We start from the raw sequence: 19,199 nt of genomic DNA on the forward strand, positions 1-19,199 counted from the left end.
GTTCAGCCTCCGGACTACGTTGAGGACGTCCCGCACTCTGAGCTATCCCGTCAGGAGCACCATGAGTCTCGACCGACCCGTCAGCCCGAACCCCTACGACCTGCTGCCCACCGTCTCGTCCTTCACGGTGACCAGCGCGGACGTCACCGACGGCCAGCCGTTGAAGGACGACCAGGTCGCCCACCTGGGCAACACCTCGCCGCAGCTGTCCTGGGAGGGTGCCCCGGAGGGGACCAAGAGCTTCACCGTCACGTGCTTCGATCCCGACGCCCCGACCCCGAGCGGCTTCTGGCACTGGGTCCTCGTCGACCTGCCGGCCGACGTGACCTCGCTCGACAGCGGTGCGGGCGCCGAGGGCGCCGCGCTGCCGGGCAAGGCGTTCATGTGCCGCAACGACGGCGGCGCCAAGGCGTTCGGCGGCGCTGCGCCGCCCCAGGGCGACCATGTGCACCGCTACTTCTTCGTCGTCCACGCGGTGCAGGAGGAGTCGCTCGGCGTCGACTCCGAGGCCTCCCCCGCGGTCGTGTCGTTCAACCTCGCGTTCAAGACCGCGGGACGGGCGATCATCCACGGCACCTACCAGCACTGACGTCCGTGCCGCACACCGACGCCGACCTGGCGACGTACGTCGAGGACCTCACCGGTCAGGGCATCCGCCTCGTGGCGGGCTCCATCGTGGACATGGCGGGCGTCTCCCGCGCCAAGTACGTGCCGACGGCGCGGCTGGCGGCGTTCCACCGGCTCGGGATGGGCGCATCGCCGTCGTGGAGCGTCTTCTGTGCGGACGGCGCCATCGCGTTCACACCGGAGCTCGGGGTGGTGGGCGACCTGCGGATCCGGATCGATCCAGACGATCTGCGCGTCGTGGCCGACGGTGTGGCCTGGGCGCCGGGAGACCTGCACCTGCAGGACGGCGAGGTCTCCCCGATGTGCGCCCGGTCCCGACTGGCGGACGTGACCGAGCAAGCCCGGATCGCCGGCCTCTCAGCGCTCGTCGGTGCTGAGCTCGAGTGCACGCTGCTGGACACCGAGGGACGCCACGCCTCCGGGCCCGGCTGGGCGCCGTACGGCCTGCGCACCTCGCTCGAGCGAGCGCCGTTCCTCGTCGACCTCGCCGAGTCGGCCGACCGTGCGGGCCTCGGGATCGAGCAGGTGCACATGGAGTTCGGTCAGGACCAGCTGGAGGTCTCCCTGTCTCCGGCTCACCCGGTGGCCGCCGCCGATGCCGTGGTGCTGGCCCGCGTCGTGATCGGCCGGACCGCCGAGCGGCACGGCCTGCGGGTCTCGTTCTCCCCGGTCCCCTTCGCCGGCGAGGCGGGCAACGGTGCCCACCTGCACCTCTCGCTGAGCGGGCCGGACGGTCCCGTGTTCTCCGGGGGCGCCGGCCCGCACGGGCTCACCCCCACCGGGGAGGCCGCGGTCGCGGGCATCCTGGATGCGCTGCCGGGCCTCCTCGGCGTGTACGCCGGGTCAGCCGTGTCGACGCGGCGCCTGATGCCCGGCAACTGGGCGGGCGCGGCGCTCTGCTGGGGCCTGGAGAACCGGGAGGCCGCAGTGCGGCTCGTCGCGGCCGGTCCGTCGAGTGCTCATGGCGCGAACGTCGAGCTCAAGATCGTCGACCCCAGCGCCAACCCCTACCTCGCGGTCGCGGGGCTCCTCGGCAGCGTGCTGGCCGGGATCGACCGGGGACTCCCCCTCCCACCTGAGGTGGCGGTCGACCCCGCGCAGTCCGGTGCCCGGCTGCCGGCGATGCCGTCCGGCCAGGAGGCAGCCATCGCCGCGCTCGAGTCGTCCGACGTCGCCCACCGGTTCCTCGGCGCCCCGATCGTCGGCGGTGTCGCCGCCGTGCGGCGACACGAGGTCTCGACGTTCGGCGCCCTGCCGCTCGCCGAGACGGCCGAGGCGCTGCGGTTGGCATGGAGCTGCTGAGCGACCACGTGGCGTCGTTGCGCCTGGTCGACCACCACGTGCACGGCTGGTTCACCGACCCCGGAGACCGACCCGGGTTCGAAGCGGCGCTCAACGAGGGCTCGACCGGTCCGGTCCCGTCGTTCCTCTCGGGGTTCGACCTCCCCGTCGGCCTGGCGGTACGCCGGTGGTGCGCACCGCTGCTCGGCCTGTCGCCGCACGCGAGCGCCGACGACTACTGGGAGGCGCGCTCCGCACTCCCGTACGACCAGGTCGTGCGGACCTTCCTCGACGCGGCCGTCGTCGACCACTGGATCGTCGACACCGGACTGACGCCCGACCGGCTGACCCACCCCGCACCGCGGTCCGAGGTCGTCCGGCTCGAGCTGCTGATGGAGCAAGTGCTCGGCGAGAGCGAGGTCCCGGGCGCGTTCCGGGAGCGGCTCGACACGGCCGGCGGGGTGGGCGTGGTGGGCGTGGTGGGCGCCAAGACGATCGCGGCCTACCGGTGCGGCCTCGACATCGACTGGTCCCGGCCGGACGACGCCCTCGTCGCCGCCCGTGCCCGGACCTCGGGGCCACGCGTCACCGATCCGGTCCTGGTGGCGTTCGGCGTGCACGAGGCGGCCGACCGCGGACTGCCGATCCAGGTGCACACCGGCTTCGGCGACCGCGACCTCGACCTGCGCGCGGCCGACCCGCTCCACCTGCTCCCGCTGATCCGGACCGTCGACGCGCCCATCCTGCTGCTGCACTGCTATCCCTACCACCGGGAGGCGGGCTACCTCGCCCAGGCGTTCGACCACGTGTCCTTCGACGTCGGCCTCGCGATCAACCACCTCGGCGCCCGCTCGGTCGAGCTCGTCGCCGAGGCGATGGACCTGGCGCCGTTCGGCAAGCAGCTCTACTCCTCCGACGCCTACGGACCACCGGAGCTGCACTACCTGGGTTCGGTGCTGTGGCGGCGCGCGATGGGCGAGGTCCTCGGCGGTTGGGTGCGCCGCGGCGACTGCTCGGTCGACGACGCGATCGGCATCGTGACGATGATCGGCGCCGACAACGCGCGCCGCGTCTACGGCCTGGCGCGTCCCTGACCGTCAGGCGCCGCGGAGCAGGTCCTCGAACGGCGTCGGGTCGGCGAACTCGTCCTCGACGCTGCGGCCGCGCTCCCGGGGTGCACCCGTGAGCAGCGCCGCCAGCTGACCGGCGGCGCGCTCGATGCGCTCCTCGAGGCCGTGCTCCCCGAAGTCCGCGCTCGCGGCGAAGACGCCCGTCGGCACGACCACGGCGTGCAGGTAGGTGAACAGGGGGCGCAGCGCGTGCTCGAGCACGAGCGAGTGCCGGGGAGTGCCCGCGGTCGCGCCGATCAGCACCGGCATCCCCTCGAGCAGGTCGGGCTCGAGCACGTCGAAGAACGTCTTGAACAGACCGCTGTAGGACGCCGAGAAGACCGGTGTGACGGCAATCAGGGCGTCGGCCCGACGCAGGGTCGCGATCGCCTCGGCCAGCTCACCGGAGGGGAAGCCGGTGAGCAGGTTGTCGGCGAGCGCGTGCGCCAAGGGGCGCAGCTCCACGACGTCGACCTCGACCGGCTCGTGCATCGCCGCGACGGCACCGGCAGCGAGCTGGTCCGCGAGCAGCCGGGTGGACGACGGGACGCTCAGCCCGGCGCTGATGACGACCAACCGGGTGGTCACACCGACACCCCGGTCACGTCGTCGACGGCGTGCAGTGTCGTGTCGTGCGCGCCACCGGCGGCCGTCACGAGCGATGCGTGCGTCGGAGCGTCCGGCACGTGCGCCGGTCGCCCCTCGGCGAAGCCGGCCCGCAACGCGGGCAGGAGCTCACCGAGGAGGTCGAGCTGCTCGAGGACGGTCTTGAGCGGGAGGCCGGCGTGGTCGAGCAGGAAGAGCTGGCGCTGGTAGTCCCCGACGTACTCGCGGAAGCCCAGCGTCCGCTCGAGCACCTCCTGGGGCGAGCCCACCGTGAGCGGCGTCTGCGCGCTGAACTCCTCCAGCGACGGCCCGTGGCCGTAGACCGGCGCGTTGTCGAAGTACGGACGGAACTCGCGCACCGCGTCCTGGCTGTTCTTCCGCATGAAGAACTGCCCGCCGAGACCGACGATCGCCTGGTCGGCGGTGCCGTGGCCGTAGTGCTCGAACCGCCGCCGGTAGAGCGCGACCATCTGCTGGGTGTGCGAGGCCGGCCAGAAGATGTGGTTGGAGAAGAACCCGTCGCCGTAGTACGCCGCCTGCTCGGCGATCTCGGGGGTCCGGATCGAGCCGTGCCAGACGAACGGCGCGACGCCGTCGAGCGGACGCGGCGTGGCGGTGAAGCCCTGCAGCGGCGTACGGAACCGGCCCTCCCAGTTCACGACGTCCTCGCGCCAGAGCCGGTGCAGCAGCGCGTAGTTGTCGATCGCGAGGTTGACGCCCTCACGGATGTCCTTGCCGAACCAGGGGTAGACCGGGCCGGTGTTGCCGCGGCCGAGCATCAGGTCCATCCGGCCATCGGTCAGGTGCTGCAAGGTGCCGTAGTCCTCGGCGATCCGCACCGGGTCGGTCGTGGTGATCAGCGTCGTCGACGTCGAGAGGACGATCCGCTCGGTCTGGGCGGCGATGTAGGCCATCGTGGTCGTCGGCGAGGACGCGACGAACGGCGGGTTGTGGTGCTGGCCGACCGCGACGACGTCGAGCCCGACCTCCTCGGCCTTCTTCGCGATCTCCACCTGCGCCTTGATGCGCTCGTGCTCGGACGGGGTGCGTCCGGTCGTGGGGTCCGTGGTCACGTCGCCGACGGAGAAGATCCCGAACTGCATGGCACTCACTTCCCTGAAACTGGTTGAATGACGAACTAGCCCACTCAACCGGAGCGGGGTCGCGGGTATTCCAGCACGCGCTGGCAGCATGCCCCCGTGACGAGCCGACGCTGTCCCGCCTGGGTGCCGGTCCTGGTGCTGGTGCTGACCGTGGCCCAGCTCGCGGTCGCGGAGTGGGTCCCGGGCATCGACCGGTTCGCCGACAAGGCGTTCGGCGCCCGGCTGGTCGCCTATCCCCTGCTGATGGCCCTGACCCCCGCCCTGTGGTGGCTGGCCACGCGGCGCACCGAGCCGCGGCCGGCCCCGCCGTACGCCGCGTTCACGCTGGTGATGGCGCCGTTCCTCGTCGACGTCACCGGCAACAGCCTCGACCTCTACGACGCGATCGGCTGGTGGGACGACCTCAACCACTTCGCGAACTGGGCGCTGCTGCTGACCGGCATCGGGCTGATCATCTGCCGGGGTCTCCGGCCCGGATGGGTGGTGATCGTGCTCCTCACCGGCCTGGGAGCCGTGCTCGCGATCGGGTGGGAGCTCGGCGAGTGGTTCACGTTCATCCGGCACGGGACCGAGCTGGACACGGCCTACGAGGACACGCTCGGCGACGAGACACTCGGCACGCTCGGCGCCCTGGTGGCCGGCCTGGTCGTCGCGCGGGCTACGCGCGCGGAGTCGCGGTGACGACGACGTTGCTCAGGTAGCGCTCGCCGTCCCAGTCCTCGCAGGTGACCAGCACGAGGCGGCCGGGCACGTCCTGGCTGAAGAGCTCGGTGGCCTCGTCCGCGATCGTGCCCTTGCTGAACACGCGGACGCGGCGTACGTCGTAGCGCACGGTGCCCCGGTCCGTCCGCACGACGACCAGGTCGCCGCGGGAGAGGTCCTCGAGATCGTCGAGCGCGCCCCCGCCGGTGTGCACGGTGTGGCCCGCCAACAGCGCACTGCCGGTGGCCGCGCCCGGCTTGGCGCCATCCGCCCACCACCCCAGCTCCTGCGGGTCGCTCGGCGGGATCAAGGTGCGGCCGGGGGCCCGCACCGGCAGCACCGGGGCGTCGACTCCGAGCGCGGGGATCCGAACGCGCACGGGCGAACCGGGCTCCCGCGGCGCCCGGACGGGCTCGGTCGTGGGTGCGGTCCGGGTGCGGGCGGCCGGCCTGCCCGAGGGGTCGACGGTCACCGCCTGCGTCCCGGACGTCTGCGCCCACCAGAGCCCGGCGCCCAGGCCGATCAGCGCGACACCGGCGGCCGCCATCCACCGGGGATGGCGGCCTGCCGGCGCCCTACGGGTGCCTGGCTCAGGCACGCGACCGGTTGCGCAGGACCATGCCGGCCCCGACCAGGACCAGCGCGAACGACATCAGCGTCAGCGGGAGCGGGGAGCGTGCCCAAGACGGCAGCACACCGTTCTCTCCCGCATCGACCGCCGTCGGCACCGCCGCGCCGGCGCGGGCCGTCGCAGCGTCGACACCCTGACCCGCGGCGTCATCGGCGACGTAGATCTCGCCGAGGACGCCCTGGTCGGTCGCGGCAGCCTCGGAGGACTGGGTGGTCCCGGCCGTCGTGGCACCCACGCCCGCGGCCGGGGTGTCCGTCGGGGCCGGCGCCTCGGACGCTGCGACGTCGGCGCAGGGCTCGACCCAGAAGACCTTCGTCTTGGTGTCGTTCCCCAGCGACCGCGGCGTGGCCACCGTCAGCTTGACGTGGTAGCCCTGCTGGGGCTGCGGCTCACCCTGGAAGGTCAGCGTGTAGGCCTGGCGCCCGTCGAGGTCGGTGCCGCCGCCTGCCGGGTCGCCGCCGACGAACACCTGGGCGGGCGCGGTGCCGCCGAGGACGACGTCCGAGGTGGGCGCCTGCGAGGTGAACGTGACCGTCGAGACCACGTCTGCACCCTCGTCGAAGCCGAACCACTCGACGTAGAACGTGCACCCCGGGTGCGGGTTGTTGCTCGGCTGGCCGATCTCGTCGCCAGGGCCGGCGATCTTCACGGTGCCGTTGTTGCCGGCAGGGTCGCCGTGCGCGGCGCCCTGGGCGAGGTGACCGGGGGCCTGCGCGCCGTGGTCGCCCTGCTGACCCTGGTTGCCCGGGTGTCCCGGGGCTGCCTGCTGTCCCGGCGCGTGCGAGTGTCCGTGGTGGTGCCCCTGCTGCTGACCAGCGTGCCGACCCTGGTCGGACTGCGGGTCGGTCGAGGTGTCCTGACCGAGATGGTGGCCGTGGTCGACGTGATCGCTCTTCGGGTCTGCGGCTGCGGGCCCTGCCAGCGACCAGCTCCCGATGACTCCGGCGGCGACGAGCGCGAGCGCGCGCAGACGTACCGAGTTCCCCATGACGTGCTCCATGTGTGTCCAGGCCGCGATGCGGCAGTCGTCCCCCAACGGCCGCTACGTTGCCGTCGCGTGCCCTGCGGAAACCTGTTGTCGCGGTGGTCTAGACCGGCGCGTCATCACGACCGGGCGAGGATCAGCACCGCCCGGTCGTCGTCACCGCGTGCGACTCGGCGCACGATGCGTCCGGCCGCACCGTCGAAGCCCCCGGCCACGGCGTCGCGGGCGGTGCGTTGCAGCCAGGCGATCCCCTCGTCGAGGTCCGCATGCCGCGACTCGACCACCCCGTCGGTGTAGAACAGCAGCGCCTCGCCCGGTGCCAGGACACCGGTGCTGGGATGCATCTCCGGGCGTCGGGTGATGCCGAGGGCGGTGCCTCGAGCGTTGTCGATCAGCCACTCGCCCTGGGTGCCGCACCAGCGCAGCGCCGGCGGATGTCCGGCGCTCACGATCGAGTAGCTGCCGTCCTCGAGGTCGACCATCACGTGGACCGCGGTCGCGAACGACTCATCGGAGAACTGGCGCATCAGGAACCCGTTGGCGGCCTCGAGGAGCGCCAGCGGCGGCAGTGCGCCGACCAGGCCGCCCAGGGCGCCGGCGAACTGGAGTGCCTGCGTGGCCGCGGCGACCCCCTTGCCGCACACGTCGACGAGGATCATCTCCAGGTGTCGGTCGTCGTCGTCGAGGTCTGCGACCAGGAAGTCGCCGGCGTAGCCGGCGCCGTGGGCCGGCAGCATCGCGGACTGCGACGTCCACCCGGCGGGCAGGGGCGGAACCTTGCCCTGAGCCTGGAGCCGGTCGCGCAGGTCGGCGAGCATCGCCTCGCCCAGTGACCCCGGCAGACCGCTGCGCTGGCGGCTCGACTGGAAGAGCAGCACCAGGACCGAGAGAACCATCGTCACCAGCGCCGTCAGTCGTGCGCCGGCCAGGTTCCCTTCGTGCAGGACCGCGGTGAGCGCCGCCAGGAGAGTGCACCCGCTGAGCACGAGCATCGGCGTGAAGCGGAGCAGCAGCATGCCGAGCAGCAACCAGACGAAGTACGCCGTCAGCGGCATCAGGTTGTACGCCGCGAGCGAGATCACCAGTGAGGCGGCGACCCCCGCGACCAGCACCCCGAGCGCGAGCGCCTGGCTGGAGCTACTGCCGGTGCGCCAGGCCGCGACCCGGGCGCTGACCCGGTCGTCCACGAAGCTCGCCGCGCGTCGAAGGGCGCCCAGGATCCCCGACGTACCGGCCACGCACCGAGCGTAACCAGCGTCCGAGCGTGGCGAGGTGTTCCCGTCCACAGTCGGGCCCGCTTTGGTCGGTCGAACGGCCAGCCCTCGCACGACAGACGGCAGGCAGTCGCCGGATTCTTGCAGTGACTTGCACACAGGTGGGGTACCGCTGGCTTGACCCTTGGGTCATGACACGTCGACTCGCCGAGGTCGCGGCCCGGGCCGGGGTCAGCGAGGCCACCGTCAGCCGGGTCCTCAGCAGCAAGCCCGGCGTGAGCGCCGCGACTCGCTCCACGGTCCTCACCGCGCTGGACGTGCTGGGCTACGAACGGCCCACGAAGCTGCGCGGCGAGCGCGCCCGCCTGGTCAGTCCGGTCCTCCCCGAGCTCCAGAACCCGATCTTCCCCGCGCTGGCGGAAGTGGCCGGATGGCCTGTGGCCACATGGGATCGACTGGGAGAACCTGCGCACCCGCCTGGGTCGACATCGATCTCAAGCGCTACTTCTGGAACACCGTCGTGATCGCAGCGGGCTCGTGGGCGACCCAGATGCTGGTCGCGGTCACAGCCGGGTATGCGCTCTCGGTGCTGCGCCCCGCTTCGGGCGGCTGCTCGACGGCCTGGTGATGGCGACGATGTTCGTGCCGGCGGCTGTGCTGCTGGTGCCGCTCTACCTGACCGTGCTCGACCTGCCGTTCACCGACTGGAACCTCGTCAACACCCACTGGGGCGCGTTCCTGCCCGCCGGCGCCGGCGCCTTCAACGTCGCCCTGGTCAAGCGGTTCTTCGACAACCTCCCGCCCGAGATCCTCGACGCGGCGCGCGTCGACGGGTGCGGCGGCTTCCGGCTGTTCCTGCACGTGGTGCTGCCGATGTCCCGCCCCGTGCTGTGCGTGGTGTCGGTGTTCGCGGTCCTCGCGGCGTGGAAGGACTTCGTCTGGCCGCTGGTGGTGCTGCCCGACCCGGCCAAGCAGCCCCTGTCGGTGCGGCTCCCCCGCCTCGCGGCAGTCACCGAGCTCGACGTGGTGCTCGCCGCACTGCTTGTCTCCTGCGGGCTGCCGATCGTGTTCTTCCTGGCCTTCCAGCGGATGTTCCTGCGCGGCGGCCTGGAGGGGGCGGTCAAGGGGTGACCCGATAGCTCGGCCGGGTCGCTGTCACGGTGCTCGGAGCGCCGCGGCGATCGGACGCCGGGACTCCCACCGGGCCGGGATCGCGGTGAACGCGACGGTCAGGGCGAGAGTCGCCAGGCCCAGGAGCGCGAACTGCCCGAGCGGGGGCGGCGTGGGACGCGACGCCGAGAGCGCGTAGTAGAGACCGGTCCCGCTCACGCCGCCGACTGCCATGCCGAGTACGGCGGGAAGGAGCTGGCCCACGCCGATCGCCGCGCCGGCACCGGTCGGCGTGACGCCGACGGCCCGGGCGACGGCCAGGACCCGGCCGGCGTCGGTGCTGCTGGCGCGGGCGACGAAGAGCAGGTTGACGGCGGCCATGGTCGCCAGGAGGACGGTCACGGTGGTCGTGACCAGCCCGAGCTGCGCGGTCACCGGGTTCGCCGGCCCGCCGGCACCCCCCTGCTCGGCGCGCAGGTCGGCGCGTGCGAACAGCACCACGACCCCCGCGCAGACCACCACGGCGATGGAGAGTGCGGTGAGCATCGCCCTCCGCGGGCGTCGCACAGCGAGTCGGAGTCCGAGGAGTCCCGCGGCGGGCAGACGGGCCGACACCGCGAGGACGAGGCGATGACGGCGAGGCAGGGTCGTCCGGTCGCTGAGGGACGCGATCGTGCTGGTCCGGGCAGCGCGCCACGCCGGGAGGCTCGTGGCGAGGACGACCACGACCAGCATCGAGCCGACCACCACGAGCGCGTCCGTCAGTGACATCGAGGTCGGTCCCTCCTCGCCGAGGAGGCCTGCGCTCATGGTCACCAGCCGAGGGGTGACGACCTGCCCAGCCGCAAGACCGACGAGGGCCGCGGTCGACCCGATCGCCAGGTAGGAGGTCAACAGGAGCCCGGCGACATAGCCGGGACTCGCGCCGGCGGCCTTCAGCGTGCCGACCCGTCGTCGCTCCTCACCCATCCGAGCACCGACCAGGACCGCGAGGGTCGCGAGCGAGAGGATCACCAGGAGGCTGCTGCCGAACACCATCACGGCGCGCTCGTTGCCCACCTGCTCGGCCTGCCGGCCCGCCACGTCTTGCCAGGCCGTGAGCTGGGGCAGCCCCGCGGGCAGGTCCAGCGAGCCGTCGGGATGCGCGAACGCCGTGGCCGATGCCGGGTCACGGAGCCGGAGGTACTGGAACCACACCAGCGGCTCCTCCGCAGTGGCCAGGCCGGCGGCTTCGGATCGCGTCGTCCAGACCAGACCCGGCTGCGCGGACATCCAACTCGGGTCGTCCAGGATGCAGCCGACGGTGCATAGCTGCGGGTACGGCGGCAACGCTGCCGAGACGGCCACGCCCACCACCGGCATGCGTCGTCCCCCGAGCTCGACGGTGTCGCCAACCGACAACCCCATGGCCTCGGCGAAGGCGCGCTCGACCACCACCCCGCCCGCGCCGACCCACCGGCCGGCGACGAGGTGGGGCCGGTCGACGGCCGAGGGGCCCTGATCGCGCCCCTGCACCTCAGCCACGCCGGCGACGCCGTCTGCCTCGATCGAGGTCCACGTGGTCGGGAACTGCCTGCTGGCCGACGCGACCTCCGGACGCTCGGCGAGTCCTTGGAGCCGGGCGCGTCCCGCGGCGGGCACCGTGTGGTGCGGCGGGGGGAAGATCGCCGCGACGACATCCGGCCCCGCCGTGCTCGATCGTGTCAGGGCGTACGGCGTCGCCGTCTGCCCGTGGAGCATCAGGCCGATCGCAAGAGTCGTCGCGGTCACGCCCAGCGCGACGAACAGCAGCAGGGTCTCGGTCGCTCGCCGGCGGAGGTCCCGCACGGCGAGCCGCCAGCCGAGCAGCCAGCGGCTCATTCGCGGCTTCCCGCCAGGATGTCGGCCGTGCTGGCGTCCTGGGACCGCAGCACCACGTCCTGGACGATCGACCCGTCACGCATCGAGACCATCCGGTCGGCCGTCGCCGCCGTCCGCTGGTCGTGGCTGACCACGACCAGGGTCTGCCCCTCCTGCCGGAGGCGGTCGAAGAGCCGGAGCACCTCGGTGGTCGCCGCGCTGTCGAGGTTGCCCGTCGGCTCGTCGGCCAGCAGCACCGTCGGCCGGTTGACGAGGGCCCGGGCGATGGCGACCCGTTGCCGCTGACCGCCCGAGAGCTGCGCGGGCCGGTGCCGAGCCCGACCGACTCCAGCAGCCCGGCGGCCGCCCGCCGGGCCACCCTGGGTCGAACGCCGGCGAGCAGTGCGGGAAGCTCGACGTTCTCCACCGCCGACAGGTCGTCCATGAGGTGGAAGTCCTGGAAGACGAAGCCGACGTGGTCGCGACGCAGACGCGCGCGGGCTCGCTCGGTGGTCCGGTCGATCCGCCGGCCGTCGACCCAGACCTCGCCCGACGTGGGCAGGTCGAGCCCGCCCATCAGCTGCAGCAGGGTGGACTTCCCGCAGCCGCTCGGGCCGACCACCACCACCGACTCGCCCGACGCCACCTCCAGGTCGACGCCATCGACGGCCCGCACGAGGGAGTCACCACGGCCGTAGTGCCGGGTCAGGCCGCCGACGCGGATCGCGGCTCCCGTTGCGCCGCTCATCGTGACGCTTCCCAGGACCGCTCGCAAGCGTCGAGCCAGGCGAGGTCGGCCTCGGTTCGCAGCACCACGCCCTCGAGGAGGAGAGAGGCGTCGGAGCCGTCCGGTTCGGACAGCGCTGCGCGTTGGGCCTGCCGGAGGCGCCGGACCAGCTCGTGCCGCTGCGAGTCGATGACGGCGAGCGGGTCCGCCAGTCGCCCGGCCGCGGCGACCGTCAGTTTCAGGTGGAAGTTGGTGAGGTCCGGGCGCGGCCAGGTCACGTCGGCGAGCCACTCCGCCACCCGATCCCGACCGGCCGGCGTCAGGTCGTAGGTACGTCGTTCCGGCCGCTCGGCAGCCGCCTCCCTCATCGAGGTGACCAGTCCGGCCTGCTCGAGACGACCGAGCGTCACGTACATCTGGCCGGCGTTGAAGCCCTCGGCCAGCGGGCCCAGGGCCCGCTCGATCCGGGCCCGCAGCTCATAGCCGTGCGAGGGCTCCTTGGCGAGCAGCGCAAGGACGACTTCCTGTTGCATGCCATACCCCTAACCGTTATCTGTTGGGGCGAGGCTAACCGTTATCTGGCGGTCTGACCAGGGGTCGCGCACGGGAACGGGTCTAGCCTCGGAGGATGCGATGGCTCGGAGCGATGCTGACCTCTCTCCTCCTTCTCTGGGGGGCGCCCGGCGCCGCGACGGCGCCTCCTGGCTTGGATCGGGCGGACCGCAAGGAGATCGCGATGGAGCTGGTCTCCAGTGCCGAGAACTCCACCCTGGAGTGGCGCAAGCAGTACACCTACCTCGAGGACATCGGGGACGGTCGGGGCTACACGGGCGGGATCATCGGGTTCTGCTCGGGCACCGGGGACATGCTCGAGCTCGTACGCCGCTACACCCGCCAGCACCCGGACAACCCGCTCGCGCCGTTCCTGCCGGCGCTGCGCCGGGTCGACGGCACCGACTCCCATGCCGGACTCGGGCGGCCGTTCGTCCGGGCCTGGCACGAGGCGGCACGCAGCGTGGGGTTCCAGCACGCCCAGGACGGCGAGCGCGACCGCGTCTACTTCGATCCGGCCGTCCGTCGTGCGAAGCGGGACGGCCTGCGCTCGCTCGGTCAGTTCATCTACTACGACGCGATGGTGATGCACGGACCCGGCACCGACGCGGAGAGCTTCGGTGGCATCCGCCGGGCGGCGATGCGGCACGCGGCGACGCCCGCCGAGGGGGGCTCGGAGGTGCGCTACCTCAACGCGTTCCTCGATGCCCGCAAGCGGGTCATGCGCCTGGAGGAGGCCCACGAGGACACCTCGCGCATCGACACCGCGCAGCGCAGGTTCCTGCGTGAGCGCAACTTCGGGCTGCGCCCGCCGCTGACCTGGCACGTGTACGGCGACCGCTTCCACATCGCGGCGTGACCGGTCAGGGCAGCGGCGCCCGGAGCGAGAGCCGGACGGCGTACCGCTCCCCCGCGACATCGACCTCGAACGCTCCGGAGCCGAGCCAGCCGGACGTCACCGGACCGTCGCTGCGGACGTAGGCGAGACCCACGCAGGAGCCCACGGTCTCCCCCCATGCAGCGCTGGTGACCTGCCCGACCGGCACGCCGTCGCACAGCAGCAGCTCACCACCCCAGAGCATCGGCTCGGGTGAGTCGACGACGATCGACACCAGCCGCCGGCGCGGCCCGCCCGCCCGCAGCCTCTCGCGGTGCTCGTGGAGCGCCGCGCGGCCGAGGAAGTCCTTGCTGCCGTCCAGTGCCGTCGCGAAGACCAGACCCGCTTCGACCGGCCCGTAGTCCGGGGTGAGCTCGCGTCCGAACGCGCGGTAGCCCTTCTCGAGCCGGAGCGACTCGATCGCGTAGTAGCCCGCGTTCGTCGCACCGGACGCGGTCAGGGCATCGAGCACCTCCGCCGCGCCGGCCGCCGGGACCATCAGCTCCCACCCGAGCTCGCCGACGTAGGTCATCCGCGTCGCGCGGAGCTCGACACCGGCGACCGTCACCTCTCGACTGGTCGCGAACGTGAAGCCCTCCGCGGACCAGTCGTCGTCCGAGAGCGATGCGAGCAGTGACCGCGAGCTAGGTCCCATCACCCCGAGCACGGCGTACCGGTCGGTGACGTCGACGGCCGGGACGCCGTGCCGGTCCAGCCAGTCCAGGTCGCGGATCGTCGTCGCCGAGCTCGAGACGAGGAGGAACGAGTCCGGCCCGGTGCGGGTGACGGTCAGGTCGGCCTCGTAGGTGCCGCGCTCGTTGAGGAACGGCGTGTAGACGCAATGCCCCACCGGCACGTCCACGTCGGCGGCGCAGACCCACTGCAGCCGTTCGAGCGCGTCCGGCCCGGAGACGACGTACTTCGAGAACGACGTCTGGTCGAAGACGGCCACATCCGTCCTGGTCGCCCGTTGCTCGGCCGCCGACCAGGGCAGCCAGGACGGCTTGTCCCAGGCATAGGCCAGCGTCGCGCCCGGCGGCCCGAAGACGTTCGGGCGCTCCCAGCCCATCCGGGTGCCGAACAGCGCCCCGGCCGCCGCCAGCCGCTCGTGGAGTGGCGAGGTGCGCTGCAGGCGCCCGGACTCGAGCTCCCGGTTGGGCCACGGGACCGCGTAGTGCAGGCCCAGGACCTCCGCGACCCGGGAGCGGAGCCAGGTGTTGTCGGCGTGGAACGGCGCGAAGCGCCGCAGGTCCACACCGACGAGGTCGTCCTGAGGAGCGCCGGCGACGATCCACTCCGCGAGCGCGCGACCGGCACCACCGGCCGAGGCGATCCCGACGGAGTTGAACCCGGCGCCGACGAAGTAGCCGCGCAGGCCGGGCGCCTCGCCGAGGAGGAACTGGTTGTCGGGCGTGAACGACTCCGGCCCGTTGTAGAACTTGCGGATCCCGGTCTCCTCCAACGCCGGGATGCGGCGCAGCGCCTCGTCCATGAGCACCGAGAAGTGCTCCCAGTCCTCCTCCAGCAGCTGGAACTCGAACGGGTGCGGCAGGTCGTCGGGTGAGCGCCACGGCTTGGCCTCGGGCTCGAAGCCGCCGACCACGAGGCCGCCGGTCTCCTCCTTGAAGTAGGTCCAGCCGTCGGGGTCGCGCATGATCGGCAGTTCGGGGTGAGCACCCTCGACGGCCTCCGTGACGACGTAGAAGTGCTCCGCCGAGTGCAGCGGCACCGGCACCCCGACCATGTCGCCGAGCGCCTTGGCCCACTGCCCGGCGCAGTTGACGACCACCTCCGCCTCGACCGAGCCCCGGTCGGTCACGACACCGGTCACGCGTCGCCCGGTCGGCGTCTCGCGGACGCTGAACCCGGTCACCCGCACGCGCTCCACGACCCGGGCACCGCGCAGGCGCGCGCCCTTCGCCAGCGACTGGGTGAGGTCCGTCGGGTTGACCTTCCCGTCGCCGGGGAGCCAGATCGCGCCGAGCAGATCGTCGACCCGCATCGGCGGCCAGAGCTCCTGGGCCCGCTCCGGACTAACCAGCTCACAGTCCATGTCGTACGCCGTGGCGTTGGCCGCCGTACGCCGCAGCTGGACCATCCGGTCCTCGGTGCGGGCCACGATCACCCCGCCGACGTTGCGGTAACCGGTGGCCAGGCCAGTCTCCGCCTCGAGGGCGGCGTAGAGCTCGGCGGAGTACTGCACCAGGCGGGTGCCACTCTCCGAGGCGCGCAGTGGCCCGACCAGGCCGGCGGCGTGCCAGGTGGTGCCACAGGACAGCGTGCCCTGCTCGAGCAGCAGCACGTCCGTCCAGCCGAGCTTGGCCAGGTGGTAGGCGACCGAGGTGCCGATCACGCCGCCGCCGACGACCACGACCCGGGCGCGGGTCGGCAGGTCAGTCACCGGTCGCCACCTCCTCGAGGAGCCGGGCCAGGTCCGGACCGCCGAAGATCGCGGCCGCCTTCTCGTAGCGCGCCATCCCCCACATCCTGAAGTCGAAGTCGATCGGGCTGGCCGCCTCCTGGATGAATCCCCAGAGCGACCAGCCATAGGCGCTGCACAGCATCTGCAGGCGCACCCGGGCCAGGTCGGCGCGGGTGGGCGATCCGTAGTAGGCCTCGGTGTACGCCTCGACCTGGTCGAGCGTGAAGTCGCACTCCGCAGCGGTGTTGCCGAGCTCGAACGCCGCGTCGTTGTTTCCGGAGTACTCGTAGTCGATCAGCCAGACCCGTTCGCCGTCGTCGATGAAGTTGGCAGCCAGCAGGTCGTTGTTGCACGGCACGGTCGGCGGACGCGCGACGCCGAGAGCCCGGCGTACGTCGGACCACGCGCCGGCGTGGTCGTCGTAGCCCGACGGCACCCGGTAGCCGCGCCTGCGGGCTGTCCGCAGATAGGCCGCCTGCCGCTCGAACATGTCGAAGTCTGTGCCGAACGCCGGACCGGCGTGCAGCACCCGGCAGGAGGCAGCCGCCCGGGCGAGCACGTCAGGATCGCCGAAGTCGGCGTTCACCAGCGGCTTGCCGGAGAGGAACTCGATGACGAGCAGCCCGAGGTCGGGCCGGTACTCCACGACGTCCGCAGCGATGCCCGAGGCGGCAGCGATCCGGGTGTGGGCCGCCTCGGCGTCGCGGTCGATGCCGAGGGCGACCGGGTCACCCTGCGAGCAACGCACCACGAGGTCGAGGCGAGGCCCGGCGTCGTCCGTGACCACGTGGAGGTTGCGGTTGGTGAGCCCGCCGGGCAGCTCGTCGACATGCCAGGACCGCCCCGCCAGGCAGGCGAGGCGGTCCAGCGCAGGAGGGCGTTCCACTCAGTCGTCGAACGCCTGGACGACGGCCGGGTCGATGGTGTGCTTCGGACCCGTGAACCACTTCTTGGCCGAGAGGTGCCACCAGATCGTCAGCAGGATCAGGGCACCGAACGTGAGGATGGGGGCGTAGTTCACGAACTTCCAGGAGAAGTTCTCGTTCCAGGGCACGGCCAGCGGCGAGAACGGAAGGATGAAGTAGACGGAGATGACGACGATCTCCGCAACCGCGACCAGGTTCATCCACTTGTACTTCGAGCCGTTCGTCCAGGCACCGGCCTCGAAGGCGTCACCCATCCGCCAGCGCAGGAAGATCGGGATGGCGAACGCCAGGTAGAGGCCGATCACCGCGACCGACACGACCGCGTAGAACGCCGTGGGCACGATGATCGGGGCGTCGGACGTCCCGATGTTGACCTCGATCAGCGCCGGCAGCGTGATCAGCACCCCGATCACTGCAACGGCGAGCACGGCGTTCACCGGGACCTTGTTGGCCGCCACCTTCGACCAGATCGCCGACCCGGGGATCGCGCCGTCACGGCTGAAGGCGAACGTCATGCGTGAGGCGCTCGTCAGGCACGCGGTGGCGCAGAACAGCTGGCCCGCCGTCGAGATCACCAGGATCGTGACGTGCCACCCGTTGCTGAGCGACTGGCCGAAGATCACGTCCGCCCCGTTGAGGCCCGAGTTGATGCCGGCCGTGACGCCGTCGGGGTCCTGGACCGCGAAGAGGAACGAGAGCAGCAGGACCCAGCCCCCGATGGCCGAGTAGAAGATGGACCGCCAGATCCCCTTGGCCGCCGAGTCGGACGCCTCGGCGGTCTCCTCGGAGAGGTGGGCGGAGGCGTCGAAGCCGGTGATCGTGTACTGCGTGAGCAGGAAGCCCAGCGGCAGCACCAGGAACCAGTACGTACCGCCACTGCCCGAGCCCGCGGCGAACCCGGAGTTGTTGATGCGTTCGCTGATCACGAACGAGAGGTCCTGGTGGTGATCGGGCACGATCACCAGGATCAGGATCACGACGGCCGCACCGGCGACGTGCCACCACACCGAGATGTTGTTGATCACCGCGAGCAGGTGCGCACCGAACGCGTTGAGCAACACCGCGAGGACCATGATCGCCACGAACAGGACGAACACCCGCTTGAGGCTGTAGCCGTCCGCCCAGCTGGAGCTGAGCGTGCTCAGCGTGATGTCGAGGAACGTCGCCGCGCCGTACGCCACGGAGGCTGTCACCGCGATCAGGCCGATCAGGTTCAGCCAGCCGGTGTAGAAGCCCGCCGCGGGGCCGCCGAGCTTGGAGGCCCACCAGTAGATGCCGCCCGACGTCGGGTACGCCGAGACCAGCTCGGACATCGTGAACCCGATGATCAGGATGAACAGCGAGATGATCGGCCAACCCCACGTGATCGCGACGGGCCCGCCGTTGCTCCAGCCCTGACCGAACGTCGTGAAGCAGCCGGCCAGGATCGAGATGATCGAGAACGAGATCGCGAAGTTCGAGAACCCGGACCAGGTCCGGTTGAGCTCCTGCTTGTAGCCGAGCCGGGCGAGGTGGGCCTCGTCCGCGCTGAGATGAGGGTGATGAGCCGGCACCGGCTCATGGGCTTCGGGCATTGCGACACACCTTCCGGGGAGGGTTCGTGCGAATGTGAACGGACGCTAGACCCCGGCCGTTCCGGGTGTAAATGGTCGTTTGTTAAAAAGGTATGAACTCAGACCATTGCGTCATTGACTTGTCCGCGTCGGGCCCCGATGGTTGAGCCCGTGACCGCCCCCACCCCCGAGGACCGCCTGCCGGAGGCGGTGCTGCGCCCGGTGCGGGGGCACCACGCGTTCGAGTCCTGCGTCGAGCAGCTGGCGACCGCGATCCGGCTCGGTGTCTATCCGTTGGGGACGGTGCTGCCCGCCGAGCGCGACCTCGCCGAGCGTCTCGCGGTCTCCCGAGCGACGCTGCGCGAGGCCATGGCCGCGCTGCGCGAGGCGGGGCTGGTGGAGACCACCCGCGGTCGCGGCGGTGGCACCGTGGTGACGCTGAAGCCCCGGCTGCCCAATGCTCGCAAGGCGGCACGGTTCACCCCCGCGCAGCGCCTCGACTGGTTCGACGCGCTGGAGTACCGGCGGATCGTGGAGCCCGGCGCGGCCTACCTCGCCGCACGGACCGAGCTCGACGAGGGCCGGCGCGAGCAGCTGACCACGGCGCTCGCGGAGGTCACGGACGCTCGGCGCCCGGCGGCCCACCGGCAGGCCGACTCCCGCTTCCACCTGATCGTCGCGTCGTTGGCCGACTCACCGCGGGTGATCGAGGCGGTCACCTCCGTCCAGGCCACCCTGCACGAGATGCTGCTGGCGATCCCGGTCCTGAACCGGAACATCGGCCACTCCGACCGCCAGCACGCGACGCTGGTCAAGGCGATCCTCACCGGGGACGCCGAGCGCGCTCGCCGGGTCATGGAAGAGCACTGCGACGACACGGCCGCGCTCCTGCGCGGGCTCGTGGGATAGGGGACAGCGTGGCCCAGGACCAGACC

20 protein-coding genes and 1 pseudogene are annotated in these 19,199 nt (G+C 71.8%); 9 read left to right on the forward strand and 12 right to left on the reverse strand.

The features are described from left to right. Positions 1-61 precede the first annotated feature (61 nt). Genes AC3ANS_RS10775 through AC3ANS_RS10785 form a run of 3 tightly spaced genes read left to right on the forward strand, consistent with a single transcriptional unit; the run spans position 62 to position 3,002 of the window. A complete protein-coding gene (locus tag AC3ANS_RS10775) occupies positions 62-589 on the forward strand; it encodes a YbhB/YbcL family Raf kinase inhibitor-like protein (RefSeq protein ID WP_488296158.1) in 528 nt (175 codons plus the stop codon). After that, positions 586-1,929 (forward strand): type I glutamate--ammonia ligase, encoded by a 1,344-nt coding sequence (locus tag AC3ANS_RS10780; protein ID WP_488296475.1) that lies wholly within the window; start codon positions 586-588, stop codon positions 1,927-1,929. The genes AC3ANS_RS10775 and AC3ANS_RS10780 overlap by 4 nt, the downstream gene beginning before the upstream one ends. After that, entirely contained in the window at positions 1,917-3,002 is a 1,086-nt protein-coding gene (locus AC3ANS_RS10785; RefSeq protein WP_488296159.1) for an amidohydrolase family protein, read from the forward strand. Before AC3ANS_RS10780 ends, AC3ANS_RS10785 begins: the two co-directional genes overlap by 13 nt. Before the next feature lie 3 nt (positions 3,003-3,005). On the opposite strand, the gene AC3ANS_RS10790 is transcribed toward AC3ANS_RS10785, so the two are convergent. Together AC3ANS_RS10790 and AC3ANS_RS10795 are read right to left on the reverse strand one after the other, a co-directional pair. After that, on the reverse strand, positions 3,006-3,605 hold the full coding sequence (locus AC3ANS_RS10790; RefSeq protein WP_488296160.1) for an FMN reductase: 600 nt from the start codon (positions 3,603-3,605) through the stop codon (positions 3,006-3,008). Then, the gene (locus AC3ANS_RS10795) at positions 3,602-4,726 is read right to left on the reverse strand and encodes an LLM class flavin-dependent oxidoreductase (protein WP_488296476.1); all 1,125 of its coding nucleotides are present in this window, start codon (positions 4,724-4,726) and stop codon (positions 3,602-3,604) included. Before AC3ANS_RS10795 ends, AC3ANS_RS10790 begins: the two co-directional genes overlap by 4 nt. 96 nt (positions 4,727-4,822) lie before the next feature. Between AC3ANS_RS10795 and AC3ANS_RS10800 the strand changes: the two genes are divergently transcribed. After that, the gene (locus AC3ANS_RS10800) at positions 4,823-5,407 is read left to right on the forward strand and encodes a DUF2238 domain-containing protein (protein WP_488296161.1); all 585 of its coding nucleotides are present in this window, start codon (positions 4,823-4,825) and stop codon (positions 5,405-5,407) included. Here AC3ANS_RS10800 and AC3ANS_RS10805 read toward each other — a convergent pair. The 3 genes from AC3ANS_RS10805 to AC3ANS_RS10815 form a co-directional block, all read right to left on the reverse strand. Further along, a complete protein-coding gene (locus AC3ANS_RS10805) occupies positions 5,385-5,975 on the reverse strand; it encodes a class F sortase (protein ID WP_488296162.1) in 591 nt (196 codons plus the stop codon). The genes AC3ANS_RS10800 and AC3ANS_RS10805 overlap by 23 nt on opposite strands. Positions 5,976-6,018: 43 nt before the next feature. Further along, positions 6,019-7,047 (reverse strand): hypothetical protein, encoded by a 1,029-nt coding sequence (locus AC3ANS_RS10810; RefSeq protein WP_488296163.1) that lies wholly within the window; start codon positions 7,045-7,047, stop codon positions 6,019-6,021. Positions 7,048-7,163: 116 nt separating this feature from the next. After that, positions 7,164-8,282: a SpoIIE family protein phosphatase gene (locus AC3ANS_RS10815; RefSeq protein ID WP_488296164.1), complete on the reverse strand. Its 1,119-nt coding sequence runs from the start codon at positions 8,280-8,282 to the stop codon at positions 7,164-7,166. A gap of 167 nt (positions 8,283-8,449) precedes the next feature. Here AC3ANS_RS10815 and AC3ANS_RS10820 point away from each other — a divergent pair, with 167 nt between their 5' ends. From AC3ANS_RS10820 to AC3ANS_RS10830, 3 genes are read left to right on the forward strand one after another with little or no spacing between them, the layout of a single operon-like run. Then, entirely contained in the window at positions 8,450-8,782 is a 333-nt protein-coding gene (locus AC3ANS_RS10820) for a LacI family DNA-binding transcriptional regulator (RefSeq protein ID WP_488296165.1), read from the forward strand. Beyond that, positions 8,704-8,886: a hypothetical protein gene (locus AC3ANS_RS10825; protein WP_488296587.1), complete on the forward strand. Its 183-nt coding sequence runs from the start codon at positions 8,704-8,706 to the stop codon at positions 8,884-8,886. The genes AC3ANS_RS10820 and AC3ANS_RS10825 overlap by 79 nt, the downstream gene beginning before the upstream one ends. Then, positions 8,886-9,389, forward strand: coding sequence for a carbohydrate ABC transporter permease (locus tag AC3ANS_RS10830; RefSeq protein ID WP_488296166.1), 504 nt, complete (start codon positions 8,886-8,888; stop codon positions 9,387-9,389). Before AC3ANS_RS10825 ends, AC3ANS_RS10830 begins: the two co-directional genes overlap by 1 nt. 24 nt (positions 9,390-9,413) lie before the next feature. Here AC3ANS_RS10830 and AC3ANS_RS10835 read toward each other — a convergent pair whose 3' ends face one another. The 4 genes and pseudogenes from AC3ANS_RS10835 to AC3ANS_RS10850 form a co-directional block, all read right to left on the reverse strand. After that, positions 9,414-11,228: an ABC transporter permease gene (locus AC3ANS_RS10835; protein WP_488296167.1), complete on the reverse strand. Its 1,815-nt coding sequence runs from the start codon at positions 11,226-11,228 to the stop codon at positions 9,414-9,416. Next, positions 11,225-11,464, reverse strand: a complete 240-nt coding sequence (locus AC3ANS_RS10840; protein WP_488296588.1) for a hypothetical protein — start codon at positions 11,462-11,464, stop codon at positions 11,225-11,227. The genes AC3ANS_RS10835 and AC3ANS_RS10840 overlap by 4 nt, the downstream gene beginning before the upstream one ends. Positions 11,465-11,500: 36 nt before the next feature. After that, positions 11,501-11,955: pseudogene (locus tag AC3ANS_RS10845) on the reverse strand (ABC transporter ATP-binding protein); the annotation flags it as partial. Next, positions 11,952-12,467, reverse strand: coding sequence for a PadR family transcriptional regulator (locus AC3ANS_RS10850; protein ID WP_488296168.1), 516 nt, complete (start codon positions 12,465-12,467; stop codon positions 11,952-11,954). The pseudogene AC3ANS_RS10845 and the gene AC3ANS_RS10850, both read right to left, overlap by 4 nt. 203 nt (positions 12,468-12,670) lie before the next feature. Here AC3ANS_RS10850 and AC3ANS_RS10855 point away from each other — a divergent pair, with 203 nt between their 5' ends. Then, positions 12,671-13,345 carry a chitosanase gene (locus AC3ANS_RS10855; RefSeq protein ID WP_488296169.1) on the forward strand — a complete coding sequence of 225 codons (675 nt, stop codon included), beginning with the start codon at positions 12,671-12,673 and terminating at the stop codon, positions 13,343-13,345. Between the two features lie 4 nt (positions 13,346-13,349). Here AC3ANS_RS10855 and AC3ANS_RS10860 read toward each other — a convergent pair whose 3' ends face one another. From AC3ANS_RS10860 to AC3ANS_RS10870, 3 genes are read right to left on the reverse strand one after another with little or no spacing between them, the layout of a single operon-like run. Further along, on the reverse strand, positions 13,350-15,764 hold the full coding sequence (locus tag AC3ANS_RS10860) for a GcvT family protein (RefSeq protein WP_488296170.1): 2,415 nt from the start codon (positions 15,762-15,764) through the stop codon (positions 13,350-13,352). Continuing rightward, complete coding sequence (locus tag AC3ANS_RS10865) at positions 15,757-16,671, reverse strand: LPS biosynthesis choline kinase (RefSeq protein ID WP_488296171.1); 915 nt, start codon at positions 16,669-16,671, stop codon at positions 15,757-15,759. Before AC3ANS_RS10865 ends, AC3ANS_RS10860 begins: the two co-directional genes overlap by 8 nt. Beyond that, on the reverse strand, positions 16,672-18,285 hold the full coding sequence (locus AC3ANS_RS10870) for an amino acid permease (protein WP_488296172.1): 1,614 nt from the start codon (positions 18,283-18,285) through the stop codon (positions 16,672-16,674). Between the two features lie 150 nt (positions 18,286-18,435). Between AC3ANS_RS10870 and AC3ANS_RS10875 the strand changes: the two genes are divergently transcribed. Continuing rightward, entirely contained in the window at positions 18,436-19,173 is a 738-nt protein-coding gene (locus AC3ANS_RS10875; RefSeq protein ID WP_488296173.1) for a FadR/GntR family transcriptional regulator, read from the forward strand. Positions 19,174-19,199 lie beyond the last annotated feature (26 nt).

It is taken from the genome of Nocardia sp. 149-1B, assembly GCF_057747975.1.